The 25,399-nt window shown below is 55.5% G+C and carries 21 protein-coding genes and 3 tRNA genes; 12 read left to right on the top strand and 12 right to left on the bottom strand.

Annotated elements, in window-relative coordinates:
• Nucleotides 1-26: 26 nt before the first annotated feature.
• From ACXADJ_RS13375 to glnT, 7 genes are all read right to left on the bottom strand, one after another.
• Complete coding sequence (locus tag ACXADJ_RS13375; RefSeq protein WP_475066696.1) at nt 27-1,283, bottom strand: FAD-dependent oxidoreductase; 1,257 nt, start codon at nt 1,281-1,283, stop codon at nt 27-29.
• A gap of 35 nt (nt 1,284-1,318) precedes the next feature.
• A complete protein-coding gene (gene folD, locus ACXADJ_RS13370; RefSeq protein ID WP_475066694.1) occupies nt 1,319-2,197 on the bottom strand; it encodes a bifunctional methylenetetrahydrofolate dehydrogenase/methenyltetrahydrofolate cyclohydrolase FolD in 879 nt (292 codons plus the stop codon).
• Nucleotides 2,198-2,207: 10 nt separating this feature from the next.
• A complete protein-coding gene (gene purU / locus ACXADJ_RS13365; RefSeq protein WP_028295198.1) occupies nt 2,208-3,074 on the bottom strand; it encodes a formyltetrahydrofolate deformylase in 867 nt (288 codons plus the stop codon).
• Nucleotides 3,075-3,786: 712 nt separating this feature from the next.
• The gene (locus tag ACXADJ_RS13360; protein WP_028295199.1) at nt 3,787-5,118 is read right to left on the bottom strand and encodes an FMN-binding glutamate synthase family protein; all 1,332 of its coding nucleotides are present in this window, start codon (nt 5,116-5,118) and stop codon (nt 3,787-3,789) included.
• Nucleotides 5,119-5,281: 163 nt separating this feature from the next.
• Nucleotides 5,282-5,965 carry a protein glxC gene (locus ACXADJ_RS13355; protein WP_475066692.1) on the bottom strand — a complete coding sequence of 228 codons (684 nt, stop codon included), beginning with the start codon at nt 5,963-5,965 and terminating at the stop codon, nt 5,282-5,284.
• A 25-nt stretch (nt 5,966-5,990) separates the two neighbouring features.
• Entirely contained in the window at nt 5,991-6,887 is an 897-nt protein-coding gene (locus tag ACXADJ_RS13350) for a class II glutamine amidotransferase (protein WP_475066689.1), read from the bottom strand.
• Nucleotides 6,888-7,145: 258 nt separating this feature from the next.
• Nucleotides 7,146-8,495: a type III glutamate--ammonia ligase gene (glnT, locus tag ACXADJ_RS13345; protein WP_475066687.1), complete on the bottom strand. Its 1,350-nt coding sequence runs from the start codon at nt 8,493-8,495 to the stop codon at nt 7,146-7,148.
• Between the two features lie 319 nt (nt 8,496-8,814).
• Between glnT and ACXADJ_RS13340 the strand changes: the two genes are divergently transcribed.
• On the top strand, nt 8,815-9,408 hold the full coding sequence (locus ACXADJ_RS13340) for a helix-turn-helix domain-containing protein (protein WP_084645281.1): 594 nt from the start codon (nt 8,815-8,817) through the stop codon (nt 9,406-9,408).
• A gap of 173 nt (nt 9,409-9,581) precedes the next feature.
• Complete coding sequence (locus ACXADJ_RS13335; RefSeq protein WP_028295205.1) at nt 9,582-10,577, top strand: branched-chain amino acid aminotransferase; 996 nt, start codon at nt 9,582-9,584, stop codon at nt 10,575-10,577.
• A 191-nt stretch (nt 10,578-10,768) separates the two neighbouring features.
• Here ACXADJ_RS13335 and ACXADJ_RS13330 read toward each other — a convergent pair whose 3' ends face one another.
• The 4 genes from ACXADJ_RS13330 to ACXADJ_RS13315 form a co-directional block, all read right to left on the bottom strand.
• Nucleotides 10,769-11,914 (bottom strand): molybdenum ABC transporter ATP-binding protein, encoded by a 1,146-nt coding sequence (locus ACXADJ_RS13330; protein ID WP_475066681.1) that lies wholly within the window; start codon nt 11,912-11,914, stop codon nt 10,769-10,771.
• Entirely contained in the window at nt 11,911-12,609 is a 699-nt protein-coding gene (modB, locus tag ACXADJ_RS13325; RefSeq protein ID WP_475066678.1) for a molybdate ABC transporter permease subunit, read from the bottom strand. Before modB ends, ACXADJ_RS13330 begins: the two co-directional genes overlap by 4 nt.
• 153 nt (nt 12,610-12,762) lie before the next feature.
• Entirely contained in the window at nt 12,763-13,632 is an 870-nt protein-coding gene (gene modA, locus ACXADJ_RS13320; RefSeq protein ID WP_475066675.1) for a molybdate ABC transporter substrate-binding protein, read from the bottom strand.
• A gap of 590 nt (nt 13,633-14,222) precedes the next feature.
• Nucleotides 14,223-15,215 (bottom strand): adenosine kinase, encoded by a 993-nt coding sequence (locus ACXADJ_RS13315; protein WP_475066673.1) that lies wholly within the window; start codon nt 15,213-15,215, stop codon nt 14,223-14,225.
• Nucleotides 15,216-15,327: 112 nt separating this feature from the next.
• Between ACXADJ_RS13315 and ACXADJ_RS13310 the strand changes: the two genes are divergently transcribed.
• The 10 genes from ACXADJ_RS13310 to ACXADJ_RS13265 all read left to right on the top strand — a co-directional run bounded on the left by ACXADJ_RS13310 (nt 15,328) and on the right by ACXADJ_RS13265 (nt 22,930).
• Nucleotides 15,328-16,455 carry an ion channel gene (locus ACXADJ_RS13310; RefSeq protein WP_475066671.1) on the top strand — a complete coding sequence of 376 codons (1,128 nt, stop codon included), beginning with the start codon at nt 15,328-15,330 and terminating at the stop codon, nt 16,453-16,455.
• Between the two features lie 50 nt (nt 16,456-16,505).
• Nucleotides 16,506-16,784 (top strand): hypothetical protein, encoded by a 279-nt coding sequence (locus ACXADJ_RS13305; RefSeq protein ID WP_475066669.1) that lies wholly within the window; start codon nt 16,506-16,508, stop codon nt 16,782-16,784.
• A 161-nt stretch (nt 16,785-16,945) separates the two neighbouring features.
• A complete protein-coding gene (gene birA / locus ACXADJ_RS13300; protein ID WP_475066667.1) occupies nt 16,946-17,902 on the top strand; it encodes a bifunctional biotin--[acetyl-CoA-carboxylase] ligase/biotin operon repressor BirA in 957 nt (318 codons plus the stop codon).
• Nucleotides 17,883-18,596: a type III pantothenate kinase gene (locus ACXADJ_RS13295; RefSeq protein ID WP_475066665.1), complete on the top strand. Its 714-nt coding sequence runs from the start codon at nt 17,883-17,885 to the stop codon at nt 18,594-18,596. The genes birA and ACXADJ_RS13295 overlap by 20 nt, the downstream gene beginning before the upstream one ends.
• A complete protein-coding gene (locus ACXADJ_RS13290) occupies nt 18,569-19,228 on the top strand; it encodes a hypothetical protein (protein WP_475066661.1) in 660 nt (219 codons plus the stop codon). Before ACXADJ_RS13295 ends, ACXADJ_RS13290 begins: the two co-directional genes overlap by 28 nt.
• 215 nt (nt 19,229-19,443) lie before the next feature.
• Nucleotides 19,444-19,527 (top strand) — tRNA-Tyr (locus ACXADJ_RS13285).
• A 77-nt stretch (nt 19,528-19,604) separates the two neighbouring features.
• Nucleotides 19,605-19,678, top strand: a tRNA-Gly gene (locus ACXADJ_RS13280).
• A 47-nt stretch (nt 19,679-19,725) separates the two neighbouring features.
• Nucleotides 19,726-19,801 (top strand) — tRNA-Thr (locus ACXADJ_RS13275).
• A gap of 90 nt (nt 19,802-19,891) precedes the next feature.
• On the top strand, nt 19,892-21,115 hold the full coding sequence (tuf, locus tag ACXADJ_RS13270) for an elongation factor Tu (RefSeq protein WP_475066631.1): 1,224 nt from the start codon (nt 19,892-19,894) through the stop codon (nt 21,113-21,115).
• 249 nt (nt 21,116-21,364) lie between these two features.
• Nucleotides 21,365-22,930, top strand: coding sequence for a lipid A-modifier LpxR family protein (locus ACXADJ_RS13265; RefSeq protein ID WP_475066658.1), 1,566 nt, complete (start codon nt 21,365-21,367; stop codon nt 22,928-22,930).
• 103 nt (nt 22,931-23,033) lie between these two features.
• On the opposite strand, the gene fusA is transcribed toward ACXADJ_RS13265, so the two are convergent.
• Nucleotides 23,034-25,121: an elongation factor G gene (fusA, locus tag ACXADJ_RS13260; RefSeq protein ID WP_475066654.1), complete on the bottom strand. Its 2,088-nt coding sequence runs from the start codon at nt 25,119-25,121 to the stop codon at nt 23,034-23,036.
• Nucleotides 25,122-25,399: the final 278 nt, after the last annotated feature.

Raw genomic sequence — 25,399 nt, 5'->3', positions numbered from 1 at the left:
GCTCCCGGCGCTAAATTGCTGAGCCATCAATGCGACGCCGCGGTGGCCCCCATCTCGTTAACCTGACGGAATTCGCTGAAGCGGTCGGCGCCAAACGGTTTGATCAATTCCGGCACTTTGCCGGTGGCGACCAGTTCGGCCATGGTCTGGCCGCAAATTGGCGTCGACTTGAAGCCCCAGGTGCCCCAACCGGCGTCGAGGTAGTAGTTCTCGACCGGGCTCAGGCCCATGATCGGTGAGTAGTCCGAGGTCATGTCGGTCAGGCCGGTCCACTGACGCATCAGTTTGAGGTTGGCCACAAACGGGAACAGCTCGACCGCGTGGGCCAGCAGCTGTTCTTTCAGTTCCAGTGTCGAACGGCTGTTATAGAGCGGGTAAGGGTCGGAGCCACCACCGAACACCAGTTCGCCACGACCGGTTTGCTGCACGTAGCAGTGGAACGCCGGCGAGCTGACCAGTGGGTCGAGGAATGGCTTCACTGGTTGGGTCACCATGGCTTGCAGCGGATAGGTGGTAATTGGCAAACGGAAACCGGCTTTTTCGGCCAGTAGGGTGCTGTGGCCTGCGACCGCCTGCACGGCAATGCCGCATTCAATGGTGTGTTCGGCGCTGCCTTGTTTGGCTTTCACCGCCGTCACCTTGCCGCCTTCCACTACGATGTTGGTCACTTCGGTGAGCTGGTGCAGTTCCACGCCGCGCTGGGTTGCACCCTTGGCGTAACCCCAGGCCACGGCATCGTGACGGGCGGTCGCACCGTCCTTGTGCCAGAGGCCGGCCAGTACTGGCTGGTGGCCGGGGTTCATGTTCAGGGTTGGCACCAATTCGCGGATTTGCTGCGGATCAATCAGCTCGGTGTTGCCGCCAAAGTGGGTGTTCACTTCGGTCCGCTGACGGAAAGCCCGAATGGCAGAATCCGTATGCGCCAGTGTCAGCTGGCCGCGCTGGGAATACATGATGTTGAAGTCGAACTCGTTCGACAGCTCCTTGAACAACTTCACGGATTCGGAATAGAACTTCACCCCGTCCGAGGTGAGGTAGTTGGAGCGAATAACCGCGGTGTTACGAGCGGTGTTGCCACCGCCCAGATACCCTTTTTCCAGTACCGCGACATTGGTAATGCCGTGGTACTTGGCCAGGTAGTATGCGGTGGCCACACCGTGACCGCCGCCGCCAATAATGACCACGTCGTAGCGCTTCTTCAGCGCTGTTGGCGGTGGCAAGTCGGCGTCTTTCTCGAACGGGTAGTTATTGCTGAGCCCGTATTTCAAGAGTGCAAAAGGCATGGCCTTCTCCTAAAGGATGTGTCGTCGAACAGGCGTTACTTGCGCTGTAAACGACGAGCAGCAATCAGTGTGTTTTTCATCAAGCAAGCAATGGTCATGGGGCCAACACCACCGGGTACCGGGGTGATGGCATAGGCGTGTGGTTCTACGTCGGCGTAGTTCACGTCGCCCACCAGTTTGCGTTGGGCTTCGCCTTTACCAGACGGACGCTCGACCACGTTGATGCCAACGTCGATCACGGTGGCACCGGGCTTGATCCAGCTGGCGTCGATCATTTCGGCACGACCCACAGCGGCCACCACAATATCGGCCTGGCGGGCCAGTTCGGCGGCGTTGGGTGTGCGGGAGTGCACAATGGTGACGGTGCAGTTGGCCCGCAGCAGCATGGCGGCCATGGGTTTTCCGACGATGTTGGACCGACCGACGATGACGGCGTGTTTGCCGCTGAGGTCGCCATGAATTTGTTCCAGCATGATCATGCAGCCCTGCGGGGTGCAGGGTTCCAGTGATTCTTCGCCAATGTGCAGGGCACCAACGTTGACCGGATGGAAACCGTCCACATCCTTGGCCGGGTCGATGGCGCGGATGATGCGGTCTTCGTCGAGGTGATCCGGCAAGGGCAGCTGCACCAGAATGCCGTGCACTTCAGGGTCGGCGTTTAGGTCGGCCACCAGTTGATCCAACGTTTGCTGGTCGGTGTCGGCAGCCAGTCGGTGTTCGATCGAGTTGAGACCGGATTCGGTAGCGCGGGCAATCTTGTTGCGCACGTACACCTGACTGGCCGGGTCTTCGCCGACCAGTATCACGGCCAGTCCGGGCTTCAGACCGAAGTCTTTCTCGAACAGGGTGGCGGCGGTGGCGACGTTATCCAGTACCTGGGCGGCGACGGTTTTTCCGTCAATTCGAATAGCCATGATGGTCTCCTTATTTGAAGACCACGGTCTTGTTGCCGTCGATAAACACCCGGTGCTGGGTATGCAGTTTCACCGCGCGAGCCAGTGCTACGGTTTCGGTATCGCGGCCTGCGGTGGTCAGCTGTTCCGGGTCCATGGTGTGATCAACGGTCTGTACCGACTGTTCGATGATCGGGCCTTCGTCGAGGTCAGCGGTTACATAGTGGGCGGTGGCACCAATCAGTTTTACGCCGCGATCATGGGCCTGGTAGTAAGGGCGAGCGCCCTTAAAGCCTGGCAGGAAGGAGTGGTGGATGTTGATGGCGCGGCCCGCCAGTTCCACACACAAGCCGTTGGAGAGAATCTGCATGTAGCGGGCGAGAACCACCAGCTCGGAGCCGGTTTCCTCGACGATATCCAGCAGTACACGCTCCTGATCCAGCTTGTTTTCCTTGGTGATCGGCAGGTGCACAAAGCGAATGCCTTCGCGCTCGGCCATTGGGCGCAGGTCCTGGTGGTTGGATACCACAGCGGTGATTTCCATGTTCAGGTCGCCCTTGTTCTTGCGGTACAGCAAATCGGCCAGACAGTGATCGGCCTTGGACACCATGATCAGGGTCTTCACTGGCGAACAGGCGTTATGCAGGCTCCAGCTCATGCTGAATTTGGCGGCGACGTCTTCAAAACCGGCGCGGATATTGTCGATATCGGTAGCCGCTTCAAAATGAAAGCGGGTACGCATAAAGAAGTTGCCGCTGTCCTGATCGTCGAACTGCGATTGCTCGCTGATATAAGCGCCCTTGTCAGCCAGAAAGCCGGACACGGCTGCAACAATGCCGCTGCCCGCCGGGCAGGTGGTTTTGAGTACGTATTCGGTCTTCTCGTTCTGGTGTGGCATCTTGTTCACCTTGCATTAATCAATTGGAGTAATCCCCGAATGACACCGCCGATTTGTGGATTGCGGCCGAGCGTCACCCGCAGAGATGGCTCCCTGCTATATCGTGTAAAAAATGTCGGTCTGTACTGCGCTTACTGTGTGCTTCAGCCGACGTCCTGGCGGATGGCTCCGCTCTTGGGACGCTAGCGGGTTGTTGGTTTACTGCATGGCTTCAGACGACCCGCTTATAGCTTTTATCGGCAGCCGGTAGCGGCGGCTGCCGGGTTGAATCGGGGATGAGCGATCCGCTGTTCTGTTTGTTCCGTTTCTCATGCCTTGGTTTGAGAACCAGATTGAAGGCAGTCCGTTGTCTTCTTTGGGGGTCTTACCCCCAGGCCAGACGGGCAAGCCCCCGCTTTGCGCTTCCGTTTCGCTAATTCCTCTGTCTCTGCGATATCGCGACGGACCCGCCTTCACTGGACATCCATGTCCAGAGTCGGCTCTCCGGCATCCATGCCGGTCGGTCCTGCTCAATCTTGTGCCAGAGGGCGAACCTCAAGGCGCGGAATGAAAACGCAAAATTGAATCAACATTCCGGCTCCTTGTTTATTCACAGCTGATCGGGAATGAATTCCCTCCTACATTTATCTTGTAGGAGCGATTTCAATCGCGAATCTGCTCAGCCGTTGATGGGCACGAGTGCCCATCCTATTCACCGCGGATAGCCCCTTTATCAATAACCGCCCTGACCCGGAATCCAGCTGGTACCGGCCAGCGGCACTCGTGCCATGGCAGCGGCTTCTACGTTGAGGGCCACCAGGTCTTCCGGCTCAAGGTTACGGAGGTCGTTCTTGCCGCAAGCACGCGCCAGCGTCTGGGCTTCCATGGTCAGCACGCGCAGGTAGTTGGCCAGACGGTGACCGGCGGCTACCGGGTCCAGACGCTTCATCAGTTCCGGGTCCTGGGTGGAGATACCAGCCGGGTCTTTGCCTTCGTGGTAGTCGTCGTAGTAACCAGCGGCGGAGCCAATTTTCTTGAACTCGTCGTCCCACTGCGGGTGGTTACAGCCCAGAGCCACCAAGGCAGCAGTACCGATGGCAACGGCGTCAGCACCCAGTGCCATGCACTTGGCAACGTCGGCACCGTTACGGATACCACCGGAAACAATCAGTTGAACCTTGCGGTGCATCCCCATTTCCTGCAACGCCTGTACGGCTTGTGGAATGGCAGCCATGGTCGGGATACCGACGTGTTCGATAAACACTTCCTGAGTCGCCGCAGTACCACCTTGCATACCGTCGACCACAATCACGTCAGCGCCGGCTTTTACTGCCAGTTTGACGTCGTAGTAAGTACGGGTAGCGCCCACTTTGATGTAGATCGGCACTTGCCAGTCGGTGATTTCACGCAGTTCCTGAATCTTGATGGCCAGATCGTCCGGGCCAGTCCAGTCCGGGTGACGACAGGCGGAACGCTGATCGACGCCCATTGGCAGGGTACGCATTTTGGCAACACGGTCTGTGATCTTCTGGCCCAGCAGCATGCCGCCGCCGCCTGGCTTGGCACCCTGACCCAGCACCACTTCGATGGCGTCGGCCTTGCGAAGGTCGTCCGGGTTCATGCCGTAACGGGATGGCAGGTACTGGTACACCAGCTTGGTGGATTGACCACGCTCTTCCGGGGTCATACCGCCGTCACCGGTGGTAGTGGAAGTACCCACTTCAGAAGCACCGCGACCCAGTGCTTCCTTGGCGTTGGCAGACAGCGCACCAAAACTCATACCGGCGATGGTAACGGGCGTTTCAATGACGATTGGTTTCTTGGCGAAGCGGGTGCCCAGAGTCACCTGGGTGTTGCACTTCTCGCGGTAGCCTTCCAGCGGGTAGCGTGACATGGACGCACCGAGGAACAGCAGGTCGTCGAAGTGCGGAACCTTGCGCTTGGCGCCGAAGCCGCGGATGTCGTAGATGCCGGTTTCGGCAGCACGACGGATTTCAGCCATGGTGGCGTGGTCGAAAGTGGCCGATTCACGCAGAGCAGTTTGGGCTTTTTCTTTATCAGACATTTCAGAATCCTCTTACCGGTACCTGACCGGTTGAAAAATCGTTTTCGAGGCCGCCAGAGCAAGGCATAAAGTGAACGAAAGAGCGGAGTTTACAAATGCTAAATGAGCATCTTGAGTTCACTTTTAACGCCGCTATGGCAACGCAGATAGGTTTTTCATCCGGTCAGTAAGCGGATGCGTTGTCCACCTTGAAGTTGTACAGGTTGCGAGCGGAGCCATAACGCTTGAAGCTTTTTGGATCTTCATCCATGCCAGCGCGGTTCAGCAGGTCGGTCAGGTACTCGATGTGCTCGTCGCGCATTTCCTTCTCGATGCAATCCGCACCCAGCGAAGCCACGCTGCCTTTGACAAAGATTTTGGTCTCATAGAGGGAATCGCCCAGCGCATCGCCAGCGTCACCACACACTACCAACGCACCGGCCTGGCCCATGAAGCAGCTCATATGGCCAACGTTGCCGCCCACCACAATCTCAACGCCTTTCATGGAAATACCGCAGCGAGCACCAGCGTCACCTTCAATCACCAGCAGACCGCCGTGAGCAGTGGCGCCAGCAGACTGGGATGCCTGACCTTTCACACGCACGGTGCCGGACATCATGTTTTCTGCCACGCCCTGACCGGCATTGCCGTGCACAACCACATGGGCTTTCTTGTTCATGCCCGCGCAGTAGTAGCCAGCATGGCCTTCAATATCGACACTCAGCGCGGCGTCCAGACCACAAGCAATGTTGTGATCGCCTTTGGCACCGGTGATTTTCCATTCACGCTCGGTGCATTCACCGGCCTGATCGTGCAGGGCCTGGTTGATCTCGCGCAGCGAGGTGTTTGCCAAATCCAGAGTTTTCATCGTGATTTCCTCTCTATCCGCGCGCTTAGCTGCGTTCCCAAACGTAGATTTTTGCTGCTTCCGGTTCCCATACCTTGGCGTTTTCGATGCCCGGCAGGGTGGTCAGCGCTTGATATTCAGATGCCATGGCGACGTAGTCGTCGGTTTCGGCCAGCACCGCTGGCTTACAGGCGATCGGATCACGCACCACAGCGAAACCGTTGCGGGTGCCAATGGTGAAAGTGAAGAAGCCATCCAGTTCTTTCAGCGCGTTTTCCAGCGCTTCAGTCAGGGTGTCGCCCTGCTGCAAACGATGCATCAGGTAACCGGCGCCTACTTCAGAATCGTTTTCGGTTTCGAAGTGAATGCCCTGACGCTTCAGCTCCAAACGCAAACGGTTGTGGTTGGACAGCGAACCGTTGTGCACCAGACACAGATCTTCACCGGTAGAGAACGGGTGGGAACCCGCCATGGTCACCGCAGATTCCGTCGCCATACGGGTGTGACCAATGATGTGGGAGCCTTTCATGCCCTTCAGGTTGAAGGTCTCGGCGATGTGCTCAGGCAAGCCCACTTCTTTCAGAATCTCGATGGAGTGACCCGCACTCAGAATCAGTACGTCCGGCGCTTTTTCTTCAATAAAAGCCGTTGCAGCAGCCGCGTCACAACCCAGTTTGAACACCGCTACGGTGGCGTTCTGGAAGAAATCAACCGAGGTATCCAGACCGGCTTTCACCGACTCGGCCAATGCCGCCCAGTCGTAGTTCATGTCTTCGTGACGCAAGGTCAGCTTGGTGCCGTTTTCTACTTCATCGCCATAGATGGCAAAGCCTGCACTGTCGGGACCACGGTCGGTCATGGCAATCAGCATCGGCTCGAACAAGGCGCCGATCTGGCTCTCCAGAGCCGGATTTTTCAGGTAAAGACCAACGATTCCACACATGGCGTTTTCCTCGTTAATTCGCAAAAAGTCGGGCGTCAGTGGTCGGGAGTCTGGCGCCGGGTTAATTCTTTTGTCGGACGCCGCAAGTCGGACGTCTGACGCATCGTTTGGCTTCGATATGCAGATTCAGGCCGCACGAAGCCGTACTGTATTTGCCAAAGCAAAAACAGCCTGTTTAATTTTTGATATTGCGTTTTCCGGGAGCGCGGGCCGCTGGCCCGCTTTTAATGCGGACGAGCCGTCCGCGCTCCCAGCAAATTAAAAGAACTCGGCGTAACGCTTCACTTCCCAGTCCGACACATGACGACAGTAATCAATCCACTCATCGCGCTTCAGCTTGATGAACTCGTCCATCACTGGCTGGCCGATGGCTTCGGTCAGAATCTTGTCGGCGGCCAGTGCTTCAATCGCTTCACCGAGGTTCTGCGGCAGAATTTCCACACCCAGCTCCTCGCGTTGGGCGGTTGGCATGGTGTAGAGGTTTTCGTTGATTGGCGCACCAGCATCTAACTGGCGTTCTACACCGTCCATACCGGCGGCGATGATGGCAGCGTGAACCAGATACGGGTTACAACCGGAATCTGGCAGACGGAATTCCAGACGACCGTACGGTACGCGCACCATGGCGGAACGGTTGTTGTCGCCGTAGCAAATGTAGGCTGGCGCCCAGGTTGCACCGGAAGCAGAACCACCCACTACCAGACGCTTGTAGGAATTCACGGTCGGTGCGGCGATGGCACACAGCGCCTTGGCGTGATGCAGCAAACCGGCACAGAAGTGGTAAGCCAGTTTCGACAGGCCCATACCGTTGCTGTCGCTGTCGTCACCAAACAGGTTGTTGCCGTTTTCATCCGCAATCGACAGGTGGAAGTGCATGCCGTTACCGGTACGGTCAGACATTGGCTTCGGCATGAACGAGCACACCATGCCCATTTCGTTGGCAATCTCACCAGCGGCCATACGTACAAAGGTGAAACGGTCGGCAGAGGTCAGCGCGTCGGAGTAGGTGTAGTTGATCTCGAACTGGCCGTTGGCGTCTTCGTGGTCAATTTGGTACACGTCCATGTCCACCGCTTGCAGGCTTTCCACGAATTTTTCCAGGAAAGCGCGGGAGCGGGACAGGCCCTTGTAGTCGTAACAAGGTTTGTCGAGCACGTCGGTATCGTCAACGGTGGCCAGTGAACCATCGTCGTTGCGTTTGAATACGTAGAATTCTGGTTCCAGACCGGTGTTCAGGGTCCAGCCACGATCTTCCAGACGACCCAGCTGATTCTTCAGCACCACACGGCTGTCGTAGCCGTATGGCTTGTCGTTAACGTGGCCATCACAGGCAATGCGAGCGTAGCCAGGCTGCCATGGCACGATGCTTATGCTGCTGAGGTCGCCGCGCGCCAGGAAGTCCGGGCCGTGTGGTTCCATACCCAGACCCCACACGGCAAAGCCCGCAAAACCGGCACCGCTTTCCACCACGCTTTTCAGGTGCGCAGCCGGAACCGACTTGGTTTTGGCGACACCGTGAATGTCGACGAACTGAGCCAGTACGTACTTGATCTCGTTGTCTTCCAGAAACTGTTGCGCTTCGCTCAGTGACATACTCGAACTTGCCATGTCTTGCTCCTCAAGTGCTGACCAGTGTAGCTACCGATCAAGTTTTCTCAATAGGAAATTTATTTTCCCTTAAGTGAATGCATAGCCTGTGCCACCTTATTTCCTGTCAGGAATATTTTTTTCAAATTGCTCTGCAGCCCTTGGTATACCTATAGTTAGTTAAGAAATTTTCCCCTTAAGAAAACCGATTTCAGTGCCTGGTGGGCCAGAATGGATGGATTTTGCGCCCCAAAAAAAATCAGAGTGCACGCAAAAGCACCACGACTGAGCACGGTTTTCTGGCATGAGCAGGGGTTGGTGAGGATGAGGAGTAGTAGTGATGAGCGAAAACGGCGAGCGCTTTAATCTCGACCAATACATTGCCATGAAGGTCAAAAAGGCCAGATTGGAAGAAGGGCTGAAAATTACCGATGTGGCGCGGATCTCCGGTATCAGTCAGGGCATGGTCAGCAAGATCGAAAATGCGCAGGTGTCGACCAGTCTGGAGACTCTGTCGCGGTTGTGTACCGCCATTGGTTTACCCATCTCCAAACTGTTCAATGATTACGATCGGCCAGACGGTGGCGCCCATTTCACGCCGTCCGGAGAAGGGCTGGAAGTGGTGCGTCGTGGCACCGACAAGGGCCACACCTACCAGCTGCTGACGTACCAGCGCGGCGGCAAGCGTAATTTTGAACCCTTCCTGATCACCATGGACGATTTGTCGGAAGTGTTCCCGACCTTCTCGCATCCGGGGGAAGAGTTCATCTATATATTGAAAGGCCGCATCGTCTATCGCCACGGCAACCATTTGTACGAAATGGGCCCCGGCGACAGCCTCACCTTTGATGCCGAAACCCCGCACGGCCCCGAGAAGCTGATTGAAGTGCCGTTGCAGCTACTGTCGATCATCAACTATTCGGAAGAGTCGTGAGGCTGTGATTGAACGCTGACTGCAACGGTTTTTCCCAAATTTTTAGAGCAACAATGGGCGTAATACCAATGGGGATCGTGCCGTCGGCGTCAAAAAACTATAAACTGATGGCCGTTGCGTAACAGGGTTACGGCAACAGGTTCTTTATTTGGCTTTGTGTTGGGACTCCGTTCATGTCGAGTTTTGGTTCTGTTTTTCTACCGGAAATGATTTCCGCCGTTTTTGATGGCTCTGAATGGCAAGCGCCAGAGTGGGTCCCAAGTGACCGCCTGACCCTGCACCCGGGCGCCCATGTGCTGCACTACTCCAGCACCTGTTTTGAAGGTTTGAAGGCCTTCCGCCAGCCAGATGGCCGCATTGCCATCTTCCGCATGGATCAGAACATTGCCCGTATGGCGCAAAGCTCGCACCTGCTCTACCTGCCGGAGTTTGAGCCGCAGGCGCTGGCCGACATGATCACCACCGCTGTATCTCGCTACGCCGATGAAATTCCGACACCGCCGGAATCCCTCTACATTCGTCCAACCCACATGGGCACCGAACCTTGTATTGGCAAGGCCGCTGCGCCATCCCTGCAATCGCTGCTGTTTGTGCTGCTGTCGCCGGTGGGTGACTACTTTGCCGGTGGTGCCAAGGCACTGCGCTTGCTGGTTGAACAAAGCGCTGCTCGCTGTGCGCCACACATGGGCATGGTGAAATCCGGTGGTAACTACGCCTCGGCCATGCACCCAACCATGGAAGCACGTAAGCAGTTCAATGCCGACCAGGTGCTGTTTGCACCGGGTGGCGATGTTCAGGAAACCGGCGCGGCCAACTTCCTGCTGATCGACGGCAATGAAATCATCACCAAGGCACTGGACTCCAGCTTCCTGCACGGTGTGACCCGCAGCTCCATCCTGACGCTGGCACGCGATCGCGGCATGACCGTATCCGAGCGTGAACTGACTGTGGCTGAACTGGTGGAACGCGCCAGCAAGCCGGGCTGTGAAGCAGCACTGTCTGGTACTGCGGCGGTACTGACGTCTGTAGGCACCCTGATCATCGACGGTGAAGAACACACCATTGGCTCCGGCGAGCCAGGCCCTGTAGTTCAGTCCCTGCGTGAAGAACTGAACAACATTCAGTGGGGTAAAACCGAAGACCGTCATGGCTGGCTGACCTACGTTTGATCTGCCAGACAGTAGACTGCAAATAAAAAAACCGGCGCTTCGAGCGCCGGTTTTTGTTTGTGGGGAGTGAGTTCGAGGTTTTGTTTCAGACTATTGAGAACAAGCTATATCGAGAGCGAGCTCTCTCCCACAATCTTGTTCCGATACCCGATACCCGATACCCGATACCCGATACCCGACACCCGACCTGCTCACAGCACCGCAACGGATTTGATCATGGCCCAGACCTGGCTGCCGGGTTTAAGCGCCAGTTGATGAGCGGATTTGCGGGTTACGCGAGCCAGCAGCCGGTTTCCGGCCTGGCTGTGTAATTCAAACAGCACGGTGGCCGGGTGGCTGTCGGCCAACTCCATGGCGATGGTGCAGGGCAGACAGTTATTCACACTGGAGCTTTGGCTGGGATTATCTGCCGCCAGGCTAACGTCGGAGGCCATGATACGCAGCCGCACGGCCTGCTGTGGCTGGTAGTGCATACTGCGTAGTGCAATGCAGTCGGTGCTGTTGGCCGTTTGGATTCGGGCGCTGGCCAGCTGCCAGTGTTCATCCACGTTGTCTATACGAGCATCCAACACCACGCCGGCATCTTCGCCGCTGTTGAGCGGAAATTCCGGGGCATCGCACACCGCTGACATCGGCCCTTGCAGCACCACCTTGCCGCCATCCAGACACAGCAGGTGATCTGCCAGTCGGCTTAATTCGGCCTTGGAATGCGTCACGTACAGCATTGGAATCTGATGGCGTTTAAGTCGCTCCAGATACGGCAAAATTTCTTCCTTACGGGCGTCGTCCAGTGCCGCCAGTGGTTCGTCCAATAGCAGCAGCTGTGGCTGGTTCAGTAACGCGCGGGCAATGGCTACCCGCTGGCGTTCACCGCCGGACAATTGCTGCGGCGCGCGCTGTAACAATGGCTCAATGCCCAGCATGACAATAATGTCGCCTTCGGCCAGGTGGTGAGTGTTGTTGCCCGCAGTTGTTGGTGTGGCGCTGGTGGATGGTGAGGTGGCTAGTGAGGTGGCTGGTGTGACCGTGGCCCGCTTTCGAGCGAAATCGAGATTGCCCTGAACGCTCAGGTGCTCAAACAGGCTGGCCTCCTGAAACACATAGCCGATGGGACGCTTGTGTACCGCCAGCGTTTTTTGTCCTGGGCCTTGCCATGGCTGGTCGTTAAAACAGATGCTGCCGCTGGCGTTTTCGAGCCCGGCAATGCAGCGTAACAGGCTGGTTTTACCAGAGCCGGAGGGGCCAAAAATCACCGTGGTGCCATCGCCCGGCAAGCAGGTATTAACCGCCAGCTCGAAGCCGCTTCGGACAATCGACAGATCCAGTTGCAGACTCATAGCCAGTTATCCTTTTGAGCCTGGTGTTTTCCTGATGCCGGACGGGCATATAAAAACAGTAGCACCACGAACGAAAAGCCCAGCAGCAGCAGCGATAAGGTATGGGCACTGGCGTAGTCGAGTGCTTCCACATGATCGTAGATCTGCACCGACGCAACCCGGGTTTCTCCTTCGATATTGCCGCCAATCATCAGTACCACACCAAACTCACCGACGGTGTGAGCAAATCCCAGCACCGCTGCGGTCAGATAGCCGGGTTTGGACAGCGGCAGAATCACACTGAAAAAGCGGTCGAATGGGCCTGCTCCGAGTGTGGCGGCCACTTCCAGCGGGCGTTGTCCCAAAGCGCGGAAGGCATTGCACAATGGCTGCACCACAAAGGGCAGGGAATAGAGTAAGGAAGCCAGTACCAGCCCGGTGAAGCTGAACGCCAGCGTCGGCAGGTTCAGCTGCTGGGTGAGCCAGCCCAGTGGACCGTTCGGCCCCATGGCGATCAACATATAGAACCCCAGTACACTGGGCGGTAACACCAGCGGCAGGGCTACCACCGCCTGAACCACCGAACGGCTGCGGCTGTGGCCGCTGCTTAGCCACAAGGCCAGAGGCGTTGATAACAGCAGCAACAGCAGGGTCACCGTGGTGGCCAGTTTCAGGGTCAGCCAAAGGGCATCAATATCAGCGGCGGACAGGCCCATGGTGATACTCGGTAGTGGTCAACGAAAGGCTCCGGCATTCAGGCGCTTGCTTATGGCATCGTTAATAAACCGGGTTGAACGTCATAGTAAGGTGGCCGGACGGGTTGGTAAACCGGCCACAGGGGTCGCCGTGCTGCATCAGTGGTTGTCAGGTTATTTGCGGGCAGGTACATCGCCAGCGGGTAAGTAACCGTACTGCGCCAGTTGCTGTTGGACGTCGGCAGACATCAGAAACCCCAGAAAGTCCCGGGCGGCCTGCCGTTGGGCGTCTGTGCCCTGACGGCTGAGCACCACGGCATCTTGCAGAATCGGCGAGTAGAGCGCTGGCGGTACGACCCATACACTGTCTGAAGACGGCTTGCCCGGCTGCTGGATTTGCGACAGTGCCACAAAGCCCAGTTGGGCATTGCCACTGGCGACAAATTGCCAGGTCTGGCCAATGTTTTCTCCCATCACCCGTTTGTCCCGCGTGCTGTCCCATAAGCTCATGGATTGCAGCACCTGCTGAGCCGCCAGCCCGTAGGGAGCCAGTCGTGGGTTGGCGATGGCCAGCTTGTTAAAGTCACCCTGTTTTAGCCGGGCTTGCAGTGGAGCGCCAGATCGCTGTTGCTCGGGCCTCGGTGAAGGACTCCAGAGCGCCAGCTGGCCACGCGCGTAGGTCACCCGTGAGGCACCGTCGGCATCGCCGCTGGCAATCAGTCGTTGGGGCTTTTGCTGGTCGGCGGACAGGAATAACTGAAAGGGCGCGCCGTGTTGAATCTGGGCCAGTAATTTGCCCGAGGACCCCAGAGAAACCTTGATGTCGATGTCGTGCTGTTGCTCGTACTGCTTTACCAGCTGCTTGATGGGCGCGGCAAAGTTGGAGGCTACGGCAATGTTGATGTGTTCAGCGCCAGCGTTGTTGTGGTTTTCATGGCCGTTATTGCTGGCTGCTGCGCTTGGCAGAGCCAGGAGCAGCAACACACTGGCGAGAATTGCTTTGGGCGCGCGCTTAAGGAGCAAGCGACGGATGACATTCAGCATGGGTAACTTCCCGTCAAAAACCGCCAGCATACCGCTGCAATAACAACAAACCCATATCCGCCAAGGGCACACCGATGAAACGCTGAAATTCGTCCACAGTCAGGTTGCGCATATCTGCTCCTCAGCTTAGTCAGTGGATATCCACAGTAGTGTGTGAATAAGTGCAAGAAGCTGTCCCGTTTGTACACAGCCCGGCGTGGCACGATTTTATTTTATTGAACGATTGTTGATCGTTTTTGAGACGATCTGAGTGCTCGGAAAATAGCCTTAAAAATCAGCCTCTTGTGACTTTTGGAACGGAGAGGTGGTGGGCGTTGTTGTGGTTGAGTTCATTGCTGGTCTCTTATTTCCAAACGGTATTTCAAACTTTGATTGTTATTTGTGCAGGTTTTATGAAGAAAGGGTTGCAAGGTATCCACAGATTCTGTGGATAAGATTGGTGGTAAGTTGAAGACAACGGCGGGGGTGGCAGTAGGCTTGGCGTTTGTTGTTGGATTGTTTAAAAAATGAACAGGGTGGCGAAGGGCGAGTGAATTGTGAGCAGGGATGAGGCCCGGTTATCGCGGGCCTCGGTTTGGAAGATCGTTAAATCAGCCCAAGTGGTCTTTCAAAGGTGCATGCTGTTCTGCGTCCAGTCGGGGACCGAACTGGCTGACAACCTGTGCCGATGCTGCGGAGGCCAGACGACCGGCGGCAGCGAAGTCGTGGCCATGGGTAATGGCGTACATAAAGGCACCAGCAAACATGTCACCTGCGCCGTTGGTGTCTTTGGCGGTAACGACATGGCCGGTAATGGTGTGCAGCTGTGAACCGTCCCAGGCCAGTGCACCGTCAGCGCCACAGGTAATGGCAAAGCTTTTGGCCTTGCTCTTCAGGGCTTCGGTGGCGGCTTCCAACGTGTCGGTTTCGGTCAGCAGCATGGCTTCTTGCTCGTTACAGAACAGCAGGTCGACGCCGTCGCCCAGTACTTCCAGAATGCCATCGCGGAAGTATTGCACCATGGCTGGGTCGGAACAGGTCATGGCAACCTTCACATTGTGCTTGCGGGCCAGCTCGCGCACTTCAACTGCCGCTGCACGGGAAGTGTCGCCGGTGACCAAATAGCCTTCAATATAGACGTATTCAGAATGGGCAATGGCGTCTTCGTTGATGTGACGGCTGTGTAGGTCGGAGGTAATGCCAAGGAAGGTGTTCATGGTGCGTTCGGCATCCGGAGTCACCATCACCAGGCATTTGCCGGTCACGCCTTCTTCGCGGTCGTCACCGAGGTTGGTGTCTACACCTGCGGCCTTGAGGTCGTTAACGTAGAAGTCACCAGCTTCGTCGTTGGCAACGTTGCAGGTGTAGTAGGTGTTGGCACCAAAGTAGCTGGCACCAATAATGGTGTTGGCGGCACTGCCACCGCAGGCGCGTTTCTTCAAGCCGTACTGCTCGCTCAGCAGCGCCAGCAGTTCGTGTTGCTTGTCTTCGTCGATCAGGGTCATCAGGCCCTTTTCGATGCCCGCCTGTTCAAAGAAGGCATCGTCTACTTCAAACTCTTTATCGACCAGTGCGTTGCCGATACCGAAAATGTGATAACCCATATTTTTATCTACCTTGATGACGCTGTGTTAGCTGTTGGGCCAAGTGTAACAAATCACAGCCGCTTGCATGTGCCCCTGCCCGTAAGCCAATGTTTGGGTTTATGATGCAGCGATGAATTCTGTATCCCGATTTATCCAACACCATCAACGTGTTCGCCACGCGGTCTATCAAACCGAGTTCGGTATCATTCGTTCACTGAAGCGCACCGGTCTGACCTTGTCAGCCCTGGTGGGGTTGCACGCATTGGCGATGATCTGGCTGGAGGGTATGACGCTCTGGCAAGCCCTGTGGCTGACGCTGACGACGCTGACGACGGTGGGCTATGGCGACCTGTCGGCCAGCACCGTGGCCGGGCAAATCGCTACGGTGGTGTTGATCTTCTTCGCCGGCATCACACTGATGACCTTTTTGGTCAGTGATTACGTCGATTTTCGCATTGCCCGTCGGGAACGCATACGCACAGGACATTGGGACTGGAACATGGCCGATCACATTCTGATTATCAACGCCCCGAAAAATAATCTGGAAGCCTATTTCTGGCGCATGATCAGCCAGATTCGTCAGAGCGATGAATACCGCGAAACCCCCATCATGCTATTGAACGAAGACTTTGCTGACGGTCTGCCTGACAGCTTGCGCCGGTTGGGGGTGGTGCACGTCACGGGCTCGGCCAGTCGGCCGGAAGACCTCAAACGGGCGGCAGCGGAACGGGCCACACATATTGTGGTGCTGGCGCGGGATGAGTATTCCTCGGACAGCGACAGCTTTACCTTCGATGTGTGTCACCGCCTGTTCGAACTGCATCTTGGGCACCGGGTAATTGCTGAAGTGGTTGAGGACGAAAACCGCGAGCGACTCAAGAAGCTGAAGATCAAAACCATGCTGCGGCCGATCCGCTCCTACCCGGAAATGGTGGTGCGGGCGATGGTGGCACCCGGGGTCGAGCTGATCATTGAGGATATGTTCACCCACGCTAACGACCACGCGGTGCGCTTTCCGGTGTGGCTGGAAGGCGAGCGCTGGGCAGATGTGGTGAATGCCGTGGTGCAGAGTAATCTGGGCACTCCTCTGGCGTTTGTGACCAAGGAAGGGGAAGTGAACACCCATCCGGATGGTGACGATAAAGTGGTGGCGCAATCGCTGATTGTGCTGGTGCACACTGAAAAAGTACCGTCCGTTCGTGACATTCAGAGCGCTATTGAGATCCACTTCAATAAGCGCCTCGCTAATCTCGATTGAAGCAGGGTAGTCTGTCGGATCACTCTTAACCGCCGAGCGATCTGCCTGCCATGAACCGCAAACGCCGACATTCAACCGCCGCATTGGTGCTGGCCGTGGCCGTTATTATGATTGCCAGTGTCAACAGCATCGCCAAGCAGCTGAGTGGAGCCCGCAACGGCTCTTGTGATGGTTGTGCTCTGTCGCGAGTGGATGGTCATCTGCCACCGCTGGTCGTGTCCTTGTCGGCGCTGATTCTGGATTTACAGCCTGCTGTGCTGGCGCCCGCTGGCATTGGGTCAGTACAACCAATCTCGCAACCGCGCCCTGAAGACGCGCGCGAACGTTAAACGATTGGCTTGCCGCCTTTGTCCTGCGGGCTTGTTGTTCAACAGTTCTCCGGCGTCGCTTCGTTTCCTTTCAGATTTCGTTTCTTTTCAAATCCGGCAGACCATTCTGACCCCGCACACCTTCTGTTATAGTCGCCAGATTACGGTTTCGGAGTTCCACAATGCTGGGTCAGTTGCTGGCATTACTGTCAGACGGTCGTTTCCATTCCGGCGATGAGTTGGGTGAAGCCCTTGGCGTTAGCCGCGCTGCGGTTTGGAAGCACATGAAAAAGCTCGACGAGCTGGACATCCCTTATTCTTCGGTGAAAGGCAAAGGTTATCGTTTGCACGATGCCATTGAACTGTTGGATAAAGAAGACATTCAGGAATCCATGACGCAACGTCTGGATTGCCTCGATATTCTACTGGATGTGGATTCCACCAATACCTGGCTGTTTGAGCGTGCTCCCGATCATCTGGGCAAGCGTTACGCCGTACTGGCAGAAAAGCAGAACAGTGGTCGTGGCCGCCGTGGCCGTCATTGGGTCAGCCCCTTTGGCAAAAACATCTACCTGTCGTATCTGGTGACCTTGCCGGGCGGTCTCAACGATCAGGAAGGTCTTAGCCTGATGATCGCCATTGCTGTGGAGCGAGCGTTAGCCCGACTGGGAATGGATGGTGTCGGCTTGAAGTGGCCCAACGATGTCTATCTGGATGGCCGCAAAGTGGCTGGCATTCTGCTGGAAGGTCGTCAAACCCAGCCGGATTTCTGCCAGATTGTGATTGGTATTGGCCTTAACGTGGCACTCAGTGACCGCGATGCCGAGCGCATCGAGCAGCCATGGGCGGCATTGAAACAGTACTTGCCGGGCGTGTCCCGCAATCAGGTGGCCAGTGTTCTGCTGGACCAGCTGGGCAGTATTCTGGATGAATTCAAACGGGAAGGTTTTGGCCCCTGGATCAACCACTGGGCCGAGCGCGACATCTACTATAAGAAGGATGTTATCTTGTCCGGCGGAAGTGAGCCGCGCATTGGTGTCGCCAAAGGCGTTAACCGTAAGGGTGAACTGCTGTTGCACACCGACCGTGGTATGGAAGTGATTGTCGCTGGAGAATTAAGTGTCCGTCCTGTTAATTGACGCTGGTAACAGCCGAATCAAATGGCGTTATCAGGCCGACGACGGCGTTATGGTGCGCGGCGGCTGTGATCATGCGGATGTGATGGATCAGGCCTGGCCGAAGGTTGCCCGGGTGCTGGTGTCCAGCGTTCACGACAATCCGTGGTTGCGCCACCAGTTGGAACAGCAATTTGGCGCCAGTCTTGTGTGGCTGTCGCGAGCGCTGGCTGACTACCCTGATTTCAAACATTGTTACCCTAACCCGGAGCGTTTGGGGGTGGACCGCTGGCTGGCCATGCTGGGCGCGCGTCAACATTGTGATGGACCGGTGCTGGTGGTCGACTCGGGAACGGCGCTGACGCTGGACCTGATGGATGCCGACAATCACCATTTGGGCGGCTATATCGTACCGGGTTTGACGCTGGCGCAGCAGTCGCTGTGGCAGAACACCGAGCGGGTGCGGCCTTATACCGATGAGCAGATGAGCGACAAACTGCAACCCGGAACCGATACCGTGGGGTGTGTCAGCGCTGGTGTACGTCGTCAGCAAGTGGCGTTGGTGCATCAACTGATGCAGGAATATCGTCATCACACGCCATTCTTTACCGGCGGTGACGGTGAGTGGCTGGCACTCAGCCTGGATCAGACCTATTCCCCTGAACTGATTTTCGATGGATTGGATGCTTTATGCGCTGGATATTCTTCTGTCTGGTAATACTGAACATTGCCGTACTGACCTTGTACTGGGGCAAGCAGCAGCAACCACAGGCCAATAATGAGCCGGTGGTTATGGCCTCGGGCCAACGTCTGACGCTGACCTCGGAAGCAACGGTGGCATTGCCTCGTATTACCCGCCAGCCGGAAGCGCAGGCAGTGGCTCAGCAACGTTGTTTCCTGCTGGGGCCATATCAGGACATTGTTGATGCCAATTACGCCCGCGCCCGTGCAGAAGCACTGGGCGTTGCCGGTAGTACTCAGACCACGCAGTTGCCGACCCAGGAAGCCAAGGAGTTCTGGGTCTTTGTTCCGCCTCGCGCCAGCCGCGAAGAAGCCCGCAAAGTGCTGCGTGAATTGCAGCAACGCAAAGTCGACTCCTACATTATTAATGCCGGTGAATTGGCAGAAGGGATTTCCCTCGGCTTGTTCCGTAAGGAAGAGTCGGCCCAGCAAGTTGCCGATAAGGTGAAGACCTACAACATTCCGGTTGAAGTACGCATCAAGAACGACATAAAGGAAGAACACTGGCTGGAAGTGAACGCCAGCCCGGAATTCGGCGAGCGTTTGCGTCAACGTATCCTCGCGGATGACCGCGATGTGGCCTGGCAAATGACCGATTGCCAGGAATAATAGCGAGCAAGCCGTTTTCTGATTAAACCTTGAACAAAATTGGCCTTGATTGATTATTAACTGCTCAATTCTCCCTCGAAAGCGGCTAAGTTGATAAAAAATAAGAAAAATTTTAAAAAAGTGTTGACGACCCAAGGCTCCATACATATAGTACGCGCCATCAAAGACGCAGCGGCAACGGCCAGCAGCTATTGAAGCTTCTTTGATAACAATTAGGTGGGGTTCCCGAGTGGCCAAAGGGATCAGACTGTAAATCTGACGCGAAAGCTTCGCTGGTTCGAATCCAGCCCCCACCACCATATTTTAAAGCATTGCCAAGGCAGTGCTTCGGAGCGAGGCAGGAGCCTGCGGTTCCTGGCTTGAGGCCTAAAGGTTCGCGGGTATAGTTCAATGGTAGAACCTCAGCCTTCCAAGCTGATGATGCGGGTTCGATTCCCGCTACCCGCTCCAGTATTACTGACCTGACCAGTTGTCAGGCAGTCGGAACAAGAAGTTTCGCTGATGTAGCTCAGTCGGTAGAGCGCATCCTTGGTAAGGATGAGGTCGGCAGTTCGATTCTGCCCATCAGCACCATTATTTAAACACCAAAAAGGTAGGCCATAGGCCTGCCTTTTTGTGTATGTGTCGGTCTGAAATCTACCACCACGTAAGAGAGAGAAGGTCATGGCTAAGGAAACGTTTGAGCGTTCCAAACCCCACGTAAACGTAGGTACTATCGGTCACGTTGACCATGGTAAAACTACTCTGACTGCTGCGCTGACTCGCGTATGTGCAGAAGTATTCGGCGGCCAAGCCGTTGCTTTTGACGGTATCGATAACGCTCCAGAAGAGCGTGAGCGTGGTATCACCATCTCTACTTCCCACGTAGAGTACGAATCCACTGACCGTCACTACGCGCACGTAGACTGCCCGGGACACGCTGACTATGTTAAAAACATGATCACCGGTGCCGCTCAGATGGACGGCGCGATCCTGGTATGTGGTTCTACTGACGGCCCAATGCCTCAGACTCGTGAGCACATCCTGCTGTCCCGTCAGGTTGGTGTACCTTACATCGTAGTATTCCTGAACAAAGCTGACCTGCTGGCTGAAGACTGCGGTGGCGCAGACTCTGAAGAATACGCAGAGATGCTGGAACTGGTTGAAATGGAACTGCGTGACCTGCTGTCCGAATACGACTTCCCAGGCGACGACACTCCAATCATCCCGGGTTCTGCTCTGATGGCTCTGAACGGCCAGGACGACAACGAAATGGGTACTACCGCTGTTAAGAAGCTGGTTGAAGCCCTGGATTCCTACATCCCAGAACCAGAGCGTGCGATCGACGGTGCATTCATTATGCCTATCGAAGACGTATTCTCCATTCAGGGTCGTGGTACCGTTGTTACCGGTCGTGTTGAGCGCGGTATCGTACGTACTGGTGAAGAAGTTGAAATCATCGGTATCAAGGAAACTACCAAGACCACTTGTACTGGTGTTGAAATGTTCCGTAAGATCCTGGACGAAGGCCGTGCAGGTGAGAACGTAGGTGTACTGCTGCGTGGTACCAAGCGTGACGAAGTTGAGCGTGGTCAGGTACTGGCCAAGCCAGGTTCCATCACTCCGCACACCAAGTTCGAATCCGAAGTATACGTACTGGGCAAAGATGAAGGTGGTCGTCACACTCCATTCTTCAAAGGTTACCGTCCACAGTTCTACTTCCGTACCACTGACGTAACTGGTGCTGTTGAGCTGCCAGAAGGCGTTGAGATGGTAATGCCAGGTGATAACGTGCAGCTGGGTGTAACCCTGATTGCTCCTATCGCCATGGACGAAGGTCTGCGCTTCGCGATCCGTGAAGGTGGCCGTACTGTTGGTGCTGGCGTTGTAGCCAAAATCGTTGAGTAATCTGTAGCAGGTTAACCTGCTCGATACCGATGATTGCATCAGAAAAAACCCGCTTCGGCGGGTTTTTTTGTGGCTGTAATTTGGGCTTGCCCTGACAGGCTTCTGCTCGGACCTGGCCGCAATAACGGCTGCACAAAGGTGCTAATTTGAGACAAGTCAGTATCGGCCCGGAATACCCCTGAACTATTCAAGAACGTTTGGTTATTATTCATCCAAAGGATTTGAAGATGAGCAACAGGGATTGGTTGTATGTCTGTTTCTACCCGCAGTTGTATGAGCTTGTTGGCGCTGGTATTGGGTTCTTGCGCATCGGCTGTGATGGCTAAGGGGGCTGGTGACAGCTACTTGCTGTTTGATTTGCTCACCAACGACAGCGACTTTGAACACCGTTATGTTGATGAGTCGGAGCGCATTTGGCGCAGCCAGATTGAAAATGATGCCCTGACGGGCAGTAACATCACCGATCAGTACTACACCAACGCCCTGAATGTACGTTCGTACGTCAGTGTCGATGGTGCCTTCCTGTATGAAAATGGCCGCTTGTATGGCTATCTGTGCGGTCCTGAAGCCCTGAAGAGCAATCCTGAGTCAACGGCTCTGGACGCTGAGGAATACGCCGAATGCGTAGAAGCACCCCGGCGGGGTGTGCAGACCCGCGATCTGAAGCTGGTCACCTATGGCTTTGGTTTTGGCCACAAAATGTATACCCCTTACCAGCATGCCGGGCGAGGGTTTCGTACGCCGGCTGGCTATCAATACCTTGAAAATGCCCTTCATTACGACCGACCTTATGCGGCCTGGTTGTACTTGTCCCGTAACCTGACCCTTGAGGACCTCGATAGCTACAGTGAGCACGAGGTGTCGATTGGCATGGTTGGCCCGGCGGCGGCTGGTCGTTGGGTGCAGGAAAGCGCTCATTCCTATCCGTTCACCGGTGCCATGCCGATTCAGGGCTGGCGCAGTCAGGTTCACAACCGGCTGGCGATTCAGTACAGCGGAAAGCTGGCCTGGCATCTGTTGCAGCAGCCAATGCTGGCGGGGCGGGTAAAGGTATCCCATTTTGCCCGGCTGGAGCTGGGCACCGTGATTGACCGCATTGGTTATGGTCTGGAGTTATCCGCCAAATGGCCGGAATCGGCCTCCTGTGATGTGTACCGGGCTTCTGAGGTGATGTTCGTAGATACCCTGGCGCTGCCGGATTTAACGGTGGAGCAGCGCGTATGGCGTTTCCGGGAGGATTTGCAGCACTACCTTTCTGCTGCGGCTTACATCCCGGATGTGCAGCGCAATAAATTGCTGGCGCTGGAAGAGGGCATCGATGCCTTCCTTGCGGCGGATGCATCGGCGACAGATGGCTTTCGCTTCTTGCAGCGTTTGCAGCACGAGGTGGCGGCTCTGAACGATGAGCTACGCAATCTGGCGTTGCGATCCTGTCATCCCGGTGGGATGTACGCCGAGGTGTTTGGTAATGCCACGGGCCATTACGTGGCGTACAACTATCTGATCGACAATGGTATCCATATTCCAGCCAATGCTGATCCGGCAGCTGCAGGCATCATGAAGACCGGTGGTACCCGCCATGTGCACCGTAATCCATTGATTGCCTCGGCGACGATTGGGGTGAAAACCGGTTGGAAAGACAGTTGGGGGATCGGGCTCAATTACCATTTCCGTAGCGAGGAAACTCGTGAGCAGCATGATCAGCACGCTTGGGCTGAACTGGTGGTAGAGGGAAAGTCGGATTGGGCGGCGTTGTTTATCCCGGGTTTGCTACTGGTGGCAAGTCTGAATAATCGGGAAAACTGGCCAGACTGAAGCGTGCGAGCCTGGGGCTCTGTGCAGCAAGTTCTGGACATAAAAAAACCGCCCGAAGGCGGTTTTTTTATTGGGGCCGAAGCCCCGCCGGTAGATTCACCAATTACTTGGCTTCTTTACGGGCTTTGGCTTCAGCGATCACTTTCTCAGCTACTTGCTGTGGGCAAGGAGTGTAGTGGCTGAATTCCATGGAGAACTGACCACGACCGGAAGTGATGGTACGCAGGTGGCCAATGTAACCGAACATTTCGGACAGTGGAACGTCGGCCTTGATGCGAACGCCAGTAGCGCCAGCTTCCTGGTCCTTGATCATGCCGCGACGACGGTTCAGGTCACCAATTACGTCACCTACGTTGTCCTCTGGAGAGAACACGTCAACCTTCATGGTAGGTTCCAGCAGCTGGGCGCCAGCTTTTGGCATGGACTGACGGAAAGCGCCTTTGGCAGCGATTTCGAACGCGATAGCAGAGGAGTCAACTGCGTGGTATGCACCGTCAACCAGTTCTACTTCAACGTCCAGTACCGGGAAGCCAGCCAGAACACCTTCGTTCATCATGGCCTGGAAGCCTTTTTCTACTGCAGGCCAGAATTCCTTAGGAACGTTACCGCCAACAACGGAAGAGCTGAACGCGAAACCGGTACCTGGCTCAGCAGGACGGATCTTGTAGTCAATCTTACCGTACTGACCGGAACCACCAGACTGCTTCTTGTGGGTGTAGCTGTCTTCAACTGGCATGGTGATGGTTTCACGGTATGCCACCTGAGGTTCACCAACAATCAGTTCAACGCCGTAGGTACGCTTCAGGATGTCGACTTTAATGTCCAGGTGCAGTTCGCCCATACCTTTCAGGATGGTTTCACCGGAATCTTCGTCGGTTTCAACGCGGAAGGATGGATCTTCTGCAACCATCTTACCGATCGCGATACCCATCTTGTCTACAGCGCCTTTGTCCTTAGGAGCAACGGCGATGGAGATTACTGGCTCTGGGAACACCATGGCTTCCAGAGTGCATGGGTGCTTCACATCACACAGGGTGTGACCGGTCTGAACGTTCTTCATACCAACAACGGCCAGAATGTCACCAGCTTGTGCTTCGCTGATTTCGTTACGGTCGTCAGCCTGCATCTCAACCATACGGCCGATACGCTCGGTCTTGCCGGTGGCAGAGTTCAGGATGGTGTCACCCTTCTTCATTACACCGGAGTAGATACGGATAAAGGTCAGGGCGCCGAAACGGTCGTCCATGATCTTGAACGCCAGTGCGCGCAGCGGCTCATCGGCAGAAACGGTAGCAACTTCACCAGTCGGGTTGCCTTCTTCGTCAGTCAATTCCTGAGGATCAACTTCGGTTGGGCTTGGCAGGTAGTCAACCACCGCGTCCAGTACCAGCTGAACACCTTTGTTCTTGAACGCGGAACCACAGTAGGTTGGGAAGAACTGCAGGGTGCGGGTACCTTCACGGATACAGCGCTTGATGTCTTCCATGGATGGCTCTTCGCCTTCTTCCAGGTAAGCCATCATCAGGTCTTCGTCTACTTCCAGAGCGGTTTCGATCAGCTGCTCGCGGTACATTTCAACGTCATCAGCCATGTCAGCTGGAACGTCCAGTACTTCGTAGTTTTCTGGCAGGCCGGAATCATCCCACACGTAAGCCTTGCGGCTCAGCAGATCAACAACACCAACGAATTCGTCTTCAGTACCGATTGGCAGAACCATAACCAGCGGGTTGGCGGCCAGAACGTTCTTCACCTGGTCAACAACGCGGTAGAAGTCAGCACCCAGACGGTCCAGCTTGTTTACGAAAATAACACGAGCAACTTCAGACTCGTTGGCGTAACGCCAGTTGGTCTCGGACTGAGGCTCAACACCACCGGAACCACAGAATACACCGATACCACCGTCCAGTACTTTCAGGGAGCGGTATACTTCGACGGTGAAGTCAACGTGTCCAGGGGTGTCAATAACGTTCAGGCGGTGCTTTTTCCACTCACAGGTAACAGCCGCAGACTGAATGGTAATACCACGCTCAGCTTCCTGCTCCATGAAGTCGGTAGTGGACTCACCGTCGTGAACCTCACCGGTCTTGTGAATTTTACCGGTCAGTTTCAGGATACGTTCGGTGGTGGTGGTCTTACCGGCATCTACGTGAGCGAAGATACCGATATTGCGGTATTTGGATAAGTCAGTCATATCGCACTCAATCAGCTAAGTGAAAAAACGGCCGCCAATTTACAGGTTTTTCCGTCACTTTTGATCACCCTGACGGAAGAAAACTGAAGAAATATTGAAAAATAGTGGGTTTTTTTCAAAAGAAGCCCGAAAAGCGAGGAAAACGGCCGTTAGAAAGTAGTGAAAAAGGCATTACAAAAATGTTTTTTAAAATCTCTTGGCATTTTGAATTCGTTGTGTGTACTATTCGTCTCGCTTTGATGAGCACACTTCTGAAAGCCCGTCCTGGGTTTTCAAGA

It is taken from the genome of Oceanobacter sp. ABM4_470 (assembly GCF_056158645.1).
Note: the sequence above shows the minus strand (reverse complement) of the source record. Positions and strands in the feature narration are given on the sequence as shown.

Coding starts and splice junctions, on each gene's coding strand:
- tuf (WP_475066631.1), top strand. CDS start 19,892: ATGGCTAAGGAAACGTTTGAGCGTTCCAAACCCCACGTAAACGTAGGT.
- ACXADJ_RS13305 (WP_475066669.1), top strand. CDS start 16,506: ATGAACCGCAAACGCCGACATTCAACCGCCGCATTGGTGCTGGCCGTG.
- ACXADJ_RS13375 (WP_475066696.1), bottom strand. CDS start 1,283: ATGCCTTTTGCACTCTTGAAATACGGGCTCAGCAATAACTACCCGTTC.
- ACXADJ_RS13355 (WP_475066692.1), bottom strand. CDS start 5,965: ATGAAAACTCTGGATTTGGCAAACACCTCGCTGCGCGAGATCAACCAG.
- ACXADJ_RS13315 (WP_475066673.1), bottom strand. CDS start 15,215: ATGGGTTATCACATTTTCGGTATCGGCAACGCACTGGTCGATAAAGAG.
- ACXADJ_RS13265 (WP_475066658.1), top strand. CDS start 21,365: ATGTCTGTTTCTACCCGCAGTTGTATGAGCTTGTTGGCGCTGGTATTG.
- ACXADJ_RS13340 (WP_084645281.1), top strand. CDS start 8,815: ATGAGCGAAAACGGCGAGCGCTTTAATCTCGACCAATACATTGCCATG.
- ACXADJ_RS13290 (WP_475066661.1), top strand. CDS start 18,569: ATGCGCTGGATATTCTTCTGTCTGGTAATACTGAACATTGCCGTACTG.
- birA (WP_475066667.1), top strand. CDS start 16,946: ATGCTGGGTCAGTTGCTGGCATTACTGTCAGACGGTCGTTTCCATTCC.
- fusA (WP_475066654.1), bottom strand. CDS start 25,121: ATGACTGACTTATCCAAATACCGCAATATCGGTATCTTCGCTCACGTA.
- folD (WP_475066694.1), bottom strand. CDS start 2,197: ATGGCTATTCGAATTGACGGAAAAACCGTCGCCGCCCAGGTACTGGAT.
- ACXADJ_RS13335 (WP_028295205.1), top strand. CDS start 9,582: ATGTCGAGTTTTGGTTCTGTTTTTCTACCGGAAATGATTTCCGCCGTT.
- modA (WP_475066675.1), bottom strand. CDS start 13,632: ATGCTGAATGTCATCCGTCGCTTGCTCCTTAAGCGCGCGCCCAAAGCA.
- ACXADJ_RS13330 (WP_475066681.1), bottom strand. CDS start 11,914: ATGAGTCTGCAACTGGATCTGTCGATTGTCCGAAGCGGCTTCGAGCTG.
- glnT (WP_475066687.1), bottom strand. CDS start 8,495: ATGGCAAGTTCGAGTATGTCACTGAGCGAAGCGCAACAGTTTCTGGAA.
- purU (WP_028295198.1), bottom strand. CDS start 3,074: ATGCCACACCAGAACGAGAAGACCGAATACGTACTCAAAACCACCTGC.
- ACXADJ_RS13360 (WP_028295199.1), bottom strand. CDS start 5,118: ATGTCTGATAAAGAAAAAGCCCAAACTGCTCTGCGTGAATCGGCCACT.
- modB (WP_475066678.1), bottom strand. CDS start 12,609: ATGGGCCTGTCCGCCGCTGATATTGATGCCCTTTGGCTGACCCTGAAA.
- ACXADJ_RS13350 (WP_475066689.1), bottom strand. CDS start 6,887: ATGTGTGGAATCGTTGGTCTTTACCTGAAAAATCCGGCTCTGGAGAGC.
- ACXADJ_RS13310 (WP_475066671.1), top strand. CDS start 15,328: ATGAATTCTGTATCCCGATTTATCCAACACCATCAACGTGTTCGCCAC.